This is a genomic window from Cupriavidus sp. GW822-FHT02D05 (genome assembly GCF_058802485.1).
Window position 1 is genome coordinate 1 of sequence record NZ_JBXAOE010000047.1, and the last position, 13,320, is coordinate 13,320.

General features: G+C 67.7%; 13 protein-coding genes. 5 read left to right on the forward strand and 8 right to left on the reverse strand.

Annotated elements, in window-relative coordinates; translation table 11 throughout:
• Window positions 1-371 precede the first annotated feature (371 nt).
• The gene (locus tag AC1RQK_RS37485; protein WP_492376642.1) at window positions 372-1,235 is read right to left on the reverse strand and encodes an ABC transporter substrate-binding protein; all 864 of its coding nucleotides are present in this window, start codon (window positions 1,233-1,235) and stop codon (window positions 372-374) included.
• Window positions 1,236-1,377: 142 nt separating this feature from the next.
• Here AC1RQK_RS37485 and AC1RQK_RS37490 point away from each other — a divergent pair, with 142 nt between their 5' ends.
• The 5 genes from AC1RQK_RS37490 to AC1RQK_RS37510 all read left to right on the forward strand — a co-directional run bounded on the left by AC1RQK_RS37490 (window position 1,378) and on the right by AC1RQK_RS37510 (window position 7,198).
• Complete coding sequence (locus AC1RQK_RS37490) at window positions 1,378-2,475, forward strand: substrate-binding domain-containing protein (RefSeq protein WP_492814532.1); 1,098 nt, start codon at window positions 1,378-1,380, stop codon at window positions 2,473-2,475.
• Between the two features lie 107 nt (window positions 2,476-2,582).
• The gene (locus tag AC1RQK_RS37495; RefSeq protein ID WP_174426515.1) at window positions 2,583-3,200 is read left to right on the forward strand and encodes a DUF4126 domain-containing protein; all 618 of its coding nucleotides are present in this window, start codon (window positions 2,583-2,585) and stop codon (window positions 3,198-3,200) included.
• Between the two features lie 314 nt (window positions 3,201-3,514).
• The gene (locus tag AC1RQK_RS37500; protein ID WP_492814568.1) at window positions 3,515-6,058 is read left to right on the forward strand and encodes an ABC transporter permease; all 2,544 of its coding nucleotides are present in this window, start codon (window positions 3,515-3,517) and stop codon (window positions 6,056-6,058) included.
• A 46-nt stretch (window positions 6,059-6,104) separates the two neighbouring features.
• A complete protein-coding gene (locus tag AC1RQK_RS37505; RefSeq protein WP_255503167.1) occupies window positions 6,105-6,542 on the forward strand; it encodes a group II truncated hemoglobin in 438 nt (145 codons plus the stop codon).
• 38 nt (window positions 6,543-6,580) lie between these two features.
• Entirely contained in the window at window positions 6,581-7,198 is a 618-nt protein-coding gene (locus AC1RQK_RS37510; protein WP_492814535.1) for a DUF924 family protein, read from the forward strand.
• A 125-nt stretch (window positions 7,199-7,323) separates the two neighbouring features.
• Here the strand turns inward: AC1RQK_RS37510 and AC1RQK_RS37515 are convergent, their stop codons facing one another.
• The 7 genes from AC1RQK_RS37515 to AC1RQK_RS37545 form a co-directional block, all read right to left on the reverse strand.
• Window positions 7,324-7,908 carry an LOG family protein gene (locus tag AC1RQK_RS37515; RefSeq protein WP_150983726.1) on the reverse strand — a complete coding sequence of 195 codons (585 nt, stop codon included), beginning with the start codon at window positions 7,906-7,908 and terminating at the stop codon, window positions 7,324-7,326.
• Entirely contained in the window at window positions 7,905-8,603 is a 699-nt protein-coding gene (locus AC1RQK_RS37520) for a TetR/AcrR family transcriptional regulator (protein ID WP_492376647.1), read from the reverse strand. Before AC1RQK_RS37520 ends, AC1RQK_RS37515 begins: the two co-directional genes overlap by 4 nt.
• Window positions 8,604-8,741: 138 nt before the next feature.
• The gene (locus tag AC1RQK_RS37525) at window positions 8,742-9,146 is read right to left on the reverse strand and encodes a diacylglycerol kinase (RefSeq protein ID WP_492814570.1); all 405 of its coding nucleotides are present in this window, start codon (window positions 9,144-9,146) and stop codon (window positions 8,742-8,744) included.
• Entirely contained in the window at window positions 9,142-10,320 is a 1,179-nt protein-coding gene (locus AC1RQK_RS37530) for a glycosyltransferase family 4 protein (protein WP_492814537.1), read from the reverse strand. Before AC1RQK_RS37530 ends, AC1RQK_RS37525 begins: the two co-directional genes overlap by 5 nt.
• Window positions 10,321-10,427: 107 nt before the next feature.
• Window positions 10,428-11,444, reverse strand: a complete 1,017-nt coding sequence (locus AC1RQK_RS37535) for a metallophosphoesterase (RefSeq protein ID WP_492814539.1) — start codon at window positions 11,442-11,444, stop codon at window positions 10,428-10,430.
• Between the two features lie 166 nt (window positions 11,445-11,610).
• Window positions 11,611-12,588: an esterase/lipase family protein gene (locus AC1RQK_RS37540; RefSeq protein WP_492814541.1), complete on the reverse strand. Its 978-nt coding sequence runs from the start codon at window positions 12,586-12,588 to the stop codon at window positions 11,611-11,613.
• Window positions 12,585-13,151, reverse strand: coding sequence for an RDD family protein (locus tag AC1RQK_RS37545; RefSeq protein WP_492814543.1), 567 nt, complete (start codon window positions 13,149-13,151; stop codon window positions 12,585-12,587). The genes AC1RQK_RS37540 and AC1RQK_RS37545 overlap by 4 nt, the downstream gene beginning before the upstream one ends.
• Window positions 13,152-13,320 lie beyond the last annotated feature (169 nt).

A 13,320-nucleotide genomic window follows, 5' to 3' on the forward strand; every position in this document is an offset into this window, starting at 1 on the left:
CGCGAACGGCAGATGTGGGAACGGGCACCGCACACGAGGTCAGGGGCTGCACGACGTAACCCATGGGTCATGCAAGTTTGATGACCTTCGAGCCGGTAGGATCCGCTAGCCAACACTCCGGGCCGTACGACGCAACCACCGGGGCCGAACAGCCTTATTGCTCTGCCCCCGGCAGGGTCGGCTTTCTTCTCGTTAGTCTTCTTTGCCGACGTGTATAGACCGGGGACATAGGTGACGCAAAGAAGAGTGACCGGCAGCCCCCGCAGGGGGATGTCGTATGGCTCTTGGGTCCAAAAACCAACGCCGCTCAAAGAAAACCCAGCCAAGGCAGCAAGAGCCATCGGTTCTGCCTGCCCTTGCGCACCCCCCTTTCACTTCCCCCTATAACTAGGAAAAAACAACTGCTCCCCCTCCACCTTGTAAGCAGCAATGGTGTCCTGCCCATCCTTAGAAGTCATCCACTCCACCAACTTCATCGCATCCACGTAATTGGTACCAGGATGCTTGGCCGGATTCACCGCCATCACGCCATACGGATTGAACATCCTGGGATCGCCCTCCAGCAGGATCGCCAATCCGGTCTTGGCGCGATACGCGCCATAAGTGGCCCGATCAGACAACGTATAGCCCGGCATCTGCGCGGCCATGGTCAGCACCTCGCCCATCCCTAGCCCGGCATTCACATACCACGGCTGCCCCTTGGGCTCGATCCCCGCCTGCTTCCAGTAGTCCTTCTCCATCACGTCGGTCCCGGAGTTGTCCCCGCGCGAGATGAACTTGGTGCCGCCGGCGGCGATTTTCCTGAAGCCGGCCAGCACGTCCTTGCCACCTTTCAGCCTGGCCGGGTCGCTGACCGGGCCAACCACGATGAAGTCGTTGTACATGACGTCCCGGCGGTTGACGCCGTAGCCCGCCGCCATGAATTCGTCTTCCATCTTGCGGGCGTGCACCAGCAGCACATCGACGTCGCCCATCTCGCCCATCTTCATCGCCTTGCCCGAGCCTACGGCGATCACTTTGACGGTGACGCCGCTTTTTTGCTCGAACCTGGGCAGCAGGAATTTCAGCAGGCCGGAGTTCTCCGTGCTGGTGGTCGTGGCCAGCTTGAGTTCGCCGGCGATGGCGCTGGTGGCGGTGGTGGCGCCGGCCACGCCAACCAGGCAAACCAGTCCGATAGCGCACGCGGCGCGGTTCGAAATATGGCGTAAAAGGCCTTGCTTGCTGACCGCTCGCATGGATTCTCCTTGTTTTATGTTTTCAGAAACACAATTGCCACAAACTCATGAGATCGGTGAGAATGCAGAAAAATACGTGGAAATCAGCGTCTTGCATTCTCGGTGAACCACATCTCTAAAGTAAATATGAAAAGCGTTTCATATGACATTTCGCTTTGACCTGTTCCCGGTTGTCGCCGCGGACGACAATCCTCGCTCCAACGGCAAGGTGTTCCAGCTGCTCAAGGCCGTGCGCGAGACGGGCTCCCTGCATCGCGCGGCGCGCGAGATCGGGTTGTCGTACCGGCACGCCTGGGGCGTGATGCGGTCTTGGGAGGAGATGCTTGGGCGCAGCATGCTCGACATGGAGCGCGGCCGGGGGGCGTCACTGACGCTGTTCGGTGAGCGCTTGCTGCGTGCGGAGGGGCGCTTGCGCGATTCGATCGACCCGGTCGTGCAGAAGGCCATGGTCGATTTCCTGGCGGACCTGGACGACGCGGCGCAGCCGCAGACCCGCATCCGCTTCTCCGGCAGCCATGATCCGGCCATGGAGGTCCTGGCGGGGGCGTTGCACGACGCGCCGGGCGGCCTGCAGCTCGATACCGTGTTCTGCGGCAGCGTGGAGGGCCTGATCTGCCTGCAGGAGCGGCAGTCCGAGCTGGCTGGCTTCTACGTCTCGCCGATCCAGAAGGCTGGCTCCGTGGCCCACGTGACGCTGCGCAAATGGCTGCGTCCGGCCTCCGTGCGCTTGATCCGGCTGGCCTGGCGCGAGCAGGGCCTGATCGTCGCGCGCGAGCTCGCGGGCGAGATCCACGACCTGCGCGACCTGGCCCGTACCCGCGCCCGCTTCGTCAACCGCCAGCGCAGTTCTGGCACGCGCATGCTGTTCGACCAGTTGCTGGCCACCGAGGGGCTCTTCCCGGACCAGATCGTTGGCTACGAAACCCCCGAGTTCAGCAACGAGAAGGTGGCGCAAGCGGTGCATGACGGCCATGCCGAGGTGGGGTTCGGCCTGCGCATGAATGCCGAGGCCCATGGGCTGGCCTTTGTACCGCTGACCCGCGAGGCCTACTACCTGGCGCTGCGCAAGAACGACCAGATCACGCCCTGGGCGCATGGCTTGCTTTCGCATTTGGCCGACCCGGCCTTCCGGCGCCGCATCGAGGCGCTTCCCGGCTACGCCATGGCCGAGCCTGATGGCATCCTGACGCCGCAGGAGGCACTTCCCTGGTACGGCCCCGACGGCAAGGAAGGCGGCTGACGCCGTCCACCGGGGAGGGGGGAACCCGGCTGTTTGAGCGCGCGCGTATTACACTGGTTGCATAGGCGGGGCTGCATGCCCGCCAGACAGACCCAGCAAGGAGCGCCATGCTAGAAACGGCCGCGTTGGCCGCGGGCTTGTCCTGGACCAGCGGATTCCGCCTTTACCTCGCCGTGTTCACGGCTGGCGCACTGGGCCGCCTGGGCTGGCTGCACCTGCCGCCCGGCCTGCAGGCGCTGGAATCGTGGTGGGTGATCGCGCTGGCCGCGGTGCTGGCCCTGGCCGAGTTCGTGGCCGACAAGGTGCCGGGCTTCGATTCCTTCTGGGACAGCATCCAGACCTTTATCCGCATTCCCGCCGGGGCGATCCTGGCCGCCGCCGCCTTCGGGCAGCTCGATCCGCAATGGATGGTCGCCGCCGGGCTGGTCGGGGGCACGCTGGCCGGCACCGCCCATGCCGCCAAGGCCGGCACCCGCGCCCTGATCAACGTCTCGCCGGAACCGTTTTCGAATTGGGCTGCCTCACTGAGCGAGGACGTTGCCGCCAGCAGCGGGCTGCTGCTGGCTTTTTTCCTGCCCGTGGTGTTCCTGGTGGTGCTGGCCGTGCTGCTGCTGGTGGCGGCGTGGCTGCTGCCCAAGCTGTGGCGCGGCTTGCGCCATTTGCGCGACGCGTTGGCCAAGCGTGCTCCGGCGGCCTCGCCGGCGGGGCGTCAGCCCCGGCGCTGAGTGGGGGGGTCGACCCTCGTTTTGCCCAATCCGGCCATAATCTGGCCCTGATCCGGCGGATGCGCGCCGGGATCCTCCCGCTGGTGTCCTGCCGTCGCGCCAATCCTGGCCTGCGGCTGGTCCGGCTGGCAGCCACCATGCATGTGCACGGACAAGAGATTAGAGATAAGAGATCAATGTCTTCAGAACCCGCCTCCCAGCATGTTCCCACCGCAGCCGCAGCCACCGCAGCCGCAGCCACCACCACCGCCGCCGCCGCGGCATCGTCCGGCGCCCGCCCGACGCGCTTCTCGCCCTGGCGCCAGGCGTTGCGCATGGCGCGGCGCGATTGGCGCGCCGGCGAGCTGAGCCTGTTGCTGTTCGCGCTGGTGCTGGCCGTGGCGGCGCTCAGCAGCGTGGGCTTTCTGGCCGACCGCATGCGCCTGGGGCTGGAGCGCGACGCGCGCCAGATGATCGCCTCCGATGTGCTGATCGTGTCCGACCAGCCGTTCGATGCCGTCTTCGCCAGCCATGCCGCGCAAGCGGGCCTGGCCACCACGCAGACCGTCACCTTCCCGAGCATGGCGAGCGCGCGCGTGCCTGGCAAGGCCGCCACGACGCAAGGGCAAGGGGCGGCTAGCGGGGCTCAGGCCGATGCCCCTTCGCAACTGGCTGCGCTCAAGGCGGTCGCGCCCGGCTATCCGCTGCGCGGGCAGCTCAAGGTGGCGGCCGGGCCCGGGGCGCCGGAAGCCGCCGCCACCGGCATTCCCGCCGAGGGCACCGTCTGGGTGGACGAGGCCTTGCTGGACTCGCTCGGCGTTGCCATGGGCGACACCATCCAGCTGGGCAGCCGCGGCTTTCGCATCGACCGCATCCTCACGCAGGAACTGGATCGCGGCGCTGGTTTCATGAATTTCGCGCCGCGCGTGATGTTGCCGCTGTCTGACCTGGCCGCCACGGGGCTGGTGGGCTGGGGCAGCCGGGTCTCCTACCGCCTGCTGGTGGCCGGCCCCGATGCCGCCGCACAGGCCTACCAGAAGTGGGCTGAGGCCGAGATCGGCAAGCGCGCGCTGCGCAACACCCGGGTCGAGTCGCTGGAATCCGGCCAGCCGCAGATGCGCGCCACGCTGGACCGCGCCGAGCGTTTCCTGTCGCTGGTGGCGGTGCTGTCGTCGATGATTGCCGCGGTGGCCATCGCCATGTCGGCGCGCCGCTATATGCAGCGCCACACCGATGCCTGCGCGGTCTACAAATGCATGGGCCTGTCGCGCCGCGAGATCCTGCTGGCTTTCGGGCTGGAGTTCCTGCTGCTGGGCGTGGGCGGCGCGGTGGCCGGCGTGGCGCTCGGCTACCTGGCGCACTACGGCCTGCTGCTCTCGCTGGGTAACCTGCTGACTGTGACGCTGCCGCAGCCTTCCGTCCTGCCGGCCGTGGTTGGTGTGCTGGCGGGTGTCGTCCTGCTGGCGGGCTTTGCCTTGCCGCCGCTGCTGGCGCTGACCCAGGTGCCGCCGCTGCGCGTGCTGCGGCGTGACGTCGGCGCGCCGCCGGTCTCGACCTGGATCGCCTACGGGCTCGGCCTGGGCGCCTTCGTGGCGCTGCTGCTGGTGGCCGCGCGTGATCTCAAGCTGGGGCTGACCACCGCGGGCGGCTTTGTCGCCGCCGGCGTCGTGTTCGCGCTGCTGGCCCTGAGCCTGCTGAGCCTGCTGTCGCGGCTGATGCGCGGCCGGCGCCTGGCGCGCGGCAGCGTGGGCTGGCGCTTTGCGCTGGCGGTGCTGGAGCGCCGCCGCGGCGTGACGGTGCTGCAGACGGTGGCGCTGGCGGTGGGCCTGATGGCGCTGCTGCTGCTCGGCATGACCCGCAACGACCTGATCGCCTCCTGGCGCAACGCCACGCCGGCGGACGCGCCCAACCGCTTCGTCATCAATATCCAGCCGGACCAGCGCGCGCCGCTGACCGGCATGCTGCAGCACGCCGGCATCGCCGACCTGCTGTACCCGATGGTGCGCGGCCGCCTGACGCATATCGCCGGCCAGCAGGTACGCGCCGAGCGCTTTGCCGATGGCCGCGCCCGCAACCTGGTCGAGCGCGAGTTCAACCTGTCCTATACCGACGCGCTGCCGGCCGGCAACCGCGTGGTGGCGGGCAACTGGTTGGGCGCCGGGAAGGGCGGGGCCGGGGCCTCGGTGGAGGAGGGCATCGCCAAGACGCTGGGGATCCGGCTCGGGGACACCTTGCGCTTCGATGTGGCGGGGCAGTCGGTGGAGGCGCCGGTCACCTCGCTGCGCAAGCTGGACTGGGGCTCGATGCGGGTCAATTTCTTCGTCATCCTGCCGCCCTCTGCCATGCAAGGCTTGCCACAGACCTATATCACCGCCTTCCACCTGCCGCCCGCGCAAGCCGCGCTGGGCAACCGCATGGTGGCGGCCTTCCCGAACATCACGGTGGTCAACACCGACATGATCCTGCGCCAGATCCAGGACGTGCTCGACCAGGTCATCGCCGCCGTCGAGTTCCTGTTCGTGTTCACGCTCGCAGCCGGCGTCACCGTGCTCTATGCGGCGCTGTCCGGCGCGCGCGACGAGCGCAAGCGCGATGCCGGGCTGCTCAAGGCGCTGGGCGCATCCGCCGCGCTGGTGCGGCAGACCCAGTACGCGGAATTCCTGGTGGTGGGCGGGCTGGCGGGCCTGCTGGCCAGCCTGGGCGCGATCGCGGTGGGCTGGGGCTTGTCTCAGTTCGTGTTCGATTTCCCCTACCGCTTCAATGGCTGGATCGTGCCGGCCGGTGTGCTTTCTGGCATGCTGTGCGCTTTCGCGGGCGGCTGGCTGGGTTTGCGCGAGGTGCTGCGGCAGCCAGCGCTGGCTACGCTGCGTGATGCGTGATACCTGAAGCCTGAACCACTGAAGCCCGAACCATCCCTGAGTGTTTATGAGTACCGATTCCAAGCCTGAAAATGCGGCATCCACGGCATCCGATGCCGCCCCCGAAGTCACCGCCTATGAGCTGATCGGCGGCGAGGCGCGCGTGCGCGAACTGGTCGACCGTTTTTACGACCTGATGGATCTGGAGGACGAGTTCAAGGGGCTGCGCGCGCTGCATCCCGCCTCGCTCGACGGCTCGCGCGACAAGCTGTTCTGGTTCCTGTGCGGCTGGCTGGGCGGCCCCAACCACTTCATCGAGCGCTTTGGCCACCCGCGCCTGCGCGCGCGCCACATGCCGTTCGAGATCGGCACCAGCGAGCGCGACCAGTGGATGCGCTGCATGGCGCTGGCCATGCAGGACGTCGGCCTGCCCGAAGACCTGCAGCTGCGCCTGATGCAGGCCTTTTTCGGCACCGCCGACTGGATGCGCAATGTGCCGCGTTGATGGCCAAGGCCACCCGACCTGCCACGGATCCCGACACCATGGCTGACACGCATCCCAACCCCGCCACGGACCTGCCTGCCGACGCCCGGCGCGTGCTCGATTTCTGGTTCGGCGCGCCTGGCTCGCCGGCATGGAACACAACACGCTCGGTATGGTTCACCAAGTCCGCTGACTTCGACGCCACGGTCCATGCTGCCTTCCTGCCACTGTGGGAAGCCACGCACGCGGGCGCGAATGCGGGCTGGGCGCAAAGCCCCGAATCCGCTTGCGCACGCATCGTGCTGCTCGACCAGGTGCCGCGCAACGTCTTTCGCGACGACCCGCGCAGCTTCGCCTCCGATGCGCAGGCGCTGGCAACAGCCCGGCAGATGGTGGCGAGCGGCTCTGATCGTCTGCTGCCCACGGCATTCCACCGCATGTTCTGCTACATGCCGTTCGAGCATTCCGAAGCGCTTGCCGACCAGGACACGGCCGTGCAGTTGATGACGGCGCTGCGCGACCAAAGCCAGGGCAAGGTGGACGTGGTGGACTGGGCGCTCAAGCACCGCGCGGTGATCGAGCGTTTCGGGCGCTTCCCGCATCGCAACGCCATGCTGGGGCGCAGGGATACGGTGCAGGAGAGCGCCTTCCTGCGGGAACCCGGCTCGTCGTTCTGAGCGGGCCCCGCGTAGCGCAGCCGCTATCGCGGGGTGGTGGCGGTGTGGTGGCGGGGCTGGGGCGCAAGCCGATGTGGCTGGCCCTCGGCATCCGGGCCTCGGGCCTCGGGGCGCGTGGAGCACCATCAGGTCTGCTCGCGCTTCTCCTGCCACTTGTCCACCAGCAAACGCGGCGCGTTGGCGAGCTTGTCGAGGATGCCTTCGGGCGTAGGCGCCACATGCAGCAGGTCGTTGTGGACCTGCTTCAGGAAGCCTTCGTCCACGGCGTGCTGCATGAAGCCCAGCATGCTGTCGTAGAAGCCTTCCACATTGAGCAGTCCCACCGGCTTGGCGTGATAGCCCAGCTGCAGCCAGGTGAAGGTCTCGAACAGTTCCTCGAAGGTGCCGACGCCGCCCGGCATGGCGATGAATGCATCGGCGCGATCGGCCATCATCTGCTTGCGCTCGTGCATGTTGCGCACCACGTGCAGCTCGGTCAGGCCGCGATGGCCGACTTCCTTTTGCATCAGCGCATCGGGAATGATGCCGATGGCGGTGCCGCCGTTGGCCAGCACGGCGTCGGCCACGGTGCCCATCAGCCCGACCTTGCCCCCGCCGTACACCAGCGCAAGGCCGCGCTCGGCCAGGGTCTTGCCCATGGCACGCGCCGCGGCGGCGTACTCGGGGCGATTGCCGGGGCTGGAGCCGCAATAGATGCAAACGGACTTCACTTTTTTTCCTTTTCTGTTTGCGCCGCCTTGGCGGCGGCGTATTCCTGGGCTTGCTTGTCGAACGCCTGGCGGGCCTTGCCGCGCAGGTAAGGGGCCAGGATCGAGAAGATATGGTAGCTGGCGCCGTGCAGGTAGCCGCGGATCAGCTCGGGGTCGTTGTACTGGCGCGGATGCTGCACGAACTGGAACGACAGCCAGTAGGTGGCGATCACCACGATATTGGTGCAGATGGCCTCGACCTGCTCGGGCGTGGCCTCCATCTCGCCGTCTTCCTGGAACTGCCGGCAGATCTCCATCGCAAAGCGCTTCTTCTGCTCGACGATGCGCTTGAAATTGGTCTCAAGCATGCGGTTGCGCGCCAGCAGGTCGTTGATGTCGCGGTACAGGAAGCGGTAGTTCCACAGGAACTCCGCCATGTACTGCAGGTAGCCCCAGCTTTCGTCCAGCGTGGCCTTGTGATCGTCGGGCAACTTCAAGCGGCGCTCCATCTCCTGCTCGAACAGCACGAAGATGGAGCTGATGATGTCGTCCTTGTTGCGGAAATGATAGTAGAGATTGCCGGGGCTGATCTCCATGGCCTCCGCAATGGTGGTGGTGGTGACGTTGGGCTCGCCCACCTCGTTGAACAGGCGGAGCGAGACGTCCAGGATGCGGTCCCGGGTGCGGCGGGGACCGGCTTGCTGTTTGGGTTCCATAGGCGACCGGGCGAGCGGCAATTCGGTAAGTTGAAGGCGATTATAAGCAATCGCCGTTTGCCGCAATGCCGCAAGCGCCTTTGGCCCCGTCCGCGCGCCGCCGTGCCGGGCCTGCGCCGTGCTTGCGCCGCTAGCCTGTCAGGCCGCCAGCGCGCGCAGCCAGTCCATCACGATCGGCCCGGCAATGGCCAGCCAGGTGCCGCCGCATAGCACCAGCGCCAGCATGACCGCTGCGCTGCCGAAGTCCTTGGCGCGCTTGGACAGGCTGTGCCGCTCCAGCGAGATCCGGTCGACCGCGGCTTCCACGCTGGAGTTGAGCAATTCCACGATCAGCACCAGCAGCAGGGTGCCCAGCAGCAGGATGCGCTCGACAATGCCGACCGGCAGCAGCAACGCGCAGGGCGTGAGGATCACCACCAGTGTCAGCTCCTGGCGAAACGCGCTTTCTTCCAGCACCGCGTAGCGCAGGCCGGACACCGAGTTGATGCCGGCATGCCAGGCCCGCGCCAGGCCGCGGTTGCCCTTGTGGGGGTTTTGCTCAATCGTGTAGTCGCTGTTCGGCGAGTCCGGGGGCGGTGCCGGGGCTGACGTGACGGTCTGTGGCGCCGGCGGGCGGTGCGGTTCGGACGGTGGGCGAGACGGTGGGCGATGTGGAGTCGGCATGTTCGGAGGAGGGGCGGGCAGTGGTGCCGTTCGTGCCGTTGGGGGTCGCGCGTACGGCCGGCAGCGGCTGCAGGTGAGTCAGGAACTGCTCGGAGGCGGCGCGCCACGAGAACCGTTCGGCATGGGCGCGAGCGGTGGCGCGGTCAATGCGCAGCGCTTCCAGGCAAGCTTCACGCAAATCTTCGTGCATCACCCCGGCGTCGCTGTGGCCGAGCACATCGATTGGCCCGGTTACCGGATAGGCCGCCACCGGCAGCCCGCTGGCCAGGGCTTCGAGCAGCACCAGCCCGAACGTATCGGTGCGGCTGGGGAATACGAAGACGTCGGCCGAAGCATACACCTTGGCCAGCTCCGGCTGGGTCAGTACGCCCAGGTAGTTGGCCGCCGGATAGCGCGCGCGCAGCGACGCCAGCGCCGGGCCGTCGCCCACCACCCACTTGGAGCCGGGCAGGTCCAGCGCGAGGAAGGCCTCCACGTTTTTTTCCACGGCGACACGCCCTACGTAGAGAAAGATCGGGTGCGCTGTGTTGAGCACGTTAGCCTGCTGGGTGGTGAAGACATCGAGGTCGACGCCGCGGGTCCACAGCACGCCGTGGGTGATGCCAAACTGATGCAGGTCTTGCAGCACCACCGGTGTCGGCGCCATCACGGCGCGCGCCGGGCCGTGGAACCAGCGCAGGAAGCGGTAGGTCCAGGCAAGCGGAATGCCGAAGCGCGCCTGCACGTACTCCGGAAAGCGCGTGTGGTAGGCGGTGGTAAACGGCAACTGCTCGCGGATCGCATAGCGGCGCGCGGCTAGCCCGAGCGGGCCTTCCGTGGCGATATGCAGCGCGTCCGGCGCAAAGGCGCGGATGCGCTCGCGGACCTTGGCGCCGGCGAACAGGGACAGCGCGATCTCCGGATAGGTCGGGCAGGGAATGGTGGTGAATTCCTGCGGCGTGATCAGCTCCACCGTGTGCCCCATTGCGATCAGCTCGCGGCGGGTGGACTTGAGCGTGCGCACCACGCCGTTGACCTGCGGCTCCCAGGCATCGGTGACGATCAGGATCTTCATAGCTGCTCCTTGCGGCCAGGCCGCGTGGGTGGCCGGCCTCGGCGAGGCCACGGCCATACCGTTGTACGGATGGCGGCGTGTGGGGCGGGTGCCGCGCTCAAGTCTCGTCAGGCTGTGGCGACGGCGCGGCGCCCGGCCGTGGCCGGCGCATCGAGCAGGGTGGTCCAGTAGACGATCTGCAATTCGCCGTCCTGCGTCTCCACCAAGGCGGAGAGGCTCTCCACCCAGTCGCCGTCGTTGCAGTAGAGCTGGCCGTCGACCTCGCGGATCTCGGCCTTGTGGATATGGCCGCAGATCACGCCATCGCAGCCGCGCCGGCGCGCCTCATCCACCATCGCCTGCTCGAACGAATTGATGTAGTTGACCGCGTTCTTGACCTGGTGCTTCAGGTATTGCGACAGCGACCAGTAGGGAAAGCCCAGGCGCGCGCGGATGCGGTTGAAGTGCCGGTTGACGGCCAGGATCAAGGTGTAGAGCGAGTCGCCCAGGTAAGCCAGCCAGCGCGCGTGCTGCACCACGCCGTCGAACAGGTCGCCGTGCACCACCCACAGGCGCTTGCCCGCGGCGGTGACGTGGACGGCATCTTCGCGCACCGTGATATCGCCGAAGGCCAGGCCGTCGAACTGGCGCGCCACCTCATCGTGGTTGCCCGGCACGTAGATCACCTCGGTACCCTTGCGCGCCTTGCGCAGCAGCTTCTGCACCACATCGTTGTGGCTCTGCGGCCAGTACCAGCCGCGGCGCAACTGCCAGCCATCGATGATGTCGCCAACCAGGTAGAGCTGGTCCGATTCATTGTGCTTGAGGAAGTCGAGCAGGTAGTCGGCCTGGCAGCCGGCCGTGCCGAGGTGGATGTCGGACAGCCAGATGGCGCGGTAGTGGCGGGTGGGATGGGACGGATGCGGGGGCTGGGTGGTGGCTTCAGGGGGCGGGACGCTGGCCGGAGAGGTGGCGCAACGCCCGGGAGGCCGTTGCTGCAAGTCGCTGGCCGGTGGCATGAAGGCGGCCAGCGCGGCAGGCAATGACATGGGCCGCGGCAGGGATTGCGACTCGGCGGTGCGGCTGCGCAGCAGTTGCGTGGCCTTGGCCAGATGTCCGCGGGCAGAACGAAGAGCTTGAACCATGGCGGCCTCGGTAGCGACGATGGCTGCATTGGGCCAGTGGCGCGTGACGAAGCTGTTAAGGAAACATGAACGTCATATGACTGTTGTGGGGGAGGTGGTTATTGCGTGGCTATTGCGTGGCTTGCGCGGCTGGCGGGGGCTTCCAGTTGCTGCCGCCGTCGTCTCATCAGGCCGCTGGCGCCACCGCTGACAACTGCGCCAGCGCCCGCAATACAGCCTGCGTGGCCACCGGATGCCGCAGCAGGCTGACATGCCCGACGCCGCTGAGCGCCACATGATGCGCGCCCTCCATCCAGGAGGTCCCCAGCGGCCCGGCAATCGAATCATGCCAACTGAAGATCGACACCAGGGCAGCGCGCTGGCGCGACGTTTCGCGCGCTGCCAGCGCGCGCAGCCAGGCGCTGGCGCAGCGCATCTGGCGGGAATTGAAGCCCCTGCCGTAGCGGGCCAGCACGCAGCCGTGATGCGGGGTGCCCAGCGTGACGATGCCGCGGCAGGGAGGCGGCTTGCCGCGGCCCGCCAGCGCGGCGCGCGCGGCCAGGCCGCCCATGCTATGGCAGAGCAGCAGCGGCGGCTGGCCGGTGGTGGCGGCGATGCGCGCGATGGCGGCACGGACTTCGAGGGCGTATTGGTCGATGTCGCCAAACACCGGGTCCAGATCGATCGCCTCGCAGTGGTAGCCGGCCGCCGCCAGGGCGGGCTGCATGTCGAGCCAGACGGCGTGGTTGCAGCCATAGCCGTGCACCAGCAGCAGCGGCGGGCACGAGCCCGGGGCTTTGGCCGGGCGCAAGCGGCGGTGCGAGCAGAAGGGCTGCAGCCAGTTGAACATCCGGAACACGGCGGCGTATTCGCGCAGGTAGCAGCCCAGCGCCTGCCATGGCGTCAACCGGGCTGGCCGCAAGGCCTGCAGGGCGGGTGGGATGGGGGGGCGCGTCGCCTCGGGCTCGCCCAGGCCGAACAGGGTAAAGACAAAGGCGCTGGCAACAGACAGCCCCAAGATCGCCAGCACCACGCCAATGCCGGCTAGCAGGCCAATGGCGAGGGGCCACTCATGCAGGGCGTTGAGTTCGGCAGCGCAGCCTAGTGCCACGGCGGCCTGCAATGCCACCGCGATGCGGCGCAAGGCGGCAGCCGACAGGTTCATGGCTTGGGCGGGCGCAGGTCGGCCAGGCGGGTGCGGGCCAGGCGGTCATGCAGGAACTGCCGCCTGGGGTCGAGCAGGGCCAGCATGACCCAAGCCAGCAGGCCAGCGCACAGCACGCCGACGAACGGGCCCTTGACCAGGCCGAGCACGTGCCCGAGCGCCGCTGAAGGCGGCAGCCAGAGCCATGCCAGCAGGTAGCGCAGCGCGGCCTGCGGCCAGCGCGGGGGCACGCCCGCGGCCGTCTCAACCCGCATGCGCCAGGTCTGCATGGCGAGCGTCTGTCCGTTGCGCTGCCAGAACCAGACGAAGTAGCAGCCCAGCACCAGAAAGCTCCAGCACTGCATCGTGAACGGGCCGTCCAGCCCATGCTGTTGCAACGCCGGGCGCGCCAGCAGATAGACCCCCGTCGAGGCGCTTAGCACGCCGAACAGCAATACGCCTTCGTACAGCATGCAGGCGATGCGGCGGCGGATCGTCGGTGCATCGGCCGGGCGCGAGGGACTGGCCGGCGCGCCCGATGCGGCCGGCTTGGCGTTGGGTTTGGGCGTGGTCACGGCGGGCATGGCGGGTATGGCGATAGGGCGGTAGGGCCGTCAGGCCGGAGGAGGGCAAGGCCGGGCAGCGAGGGCCGGGCAGCGAGGCTGCAAGCGAGCACGGCCGGGCCGGCGCAAGCGGCATTATGCCAAAGCGCGGGTGGGGCGGGTAGCTTGCGTGGGAGGGCGCGGGTGCAAG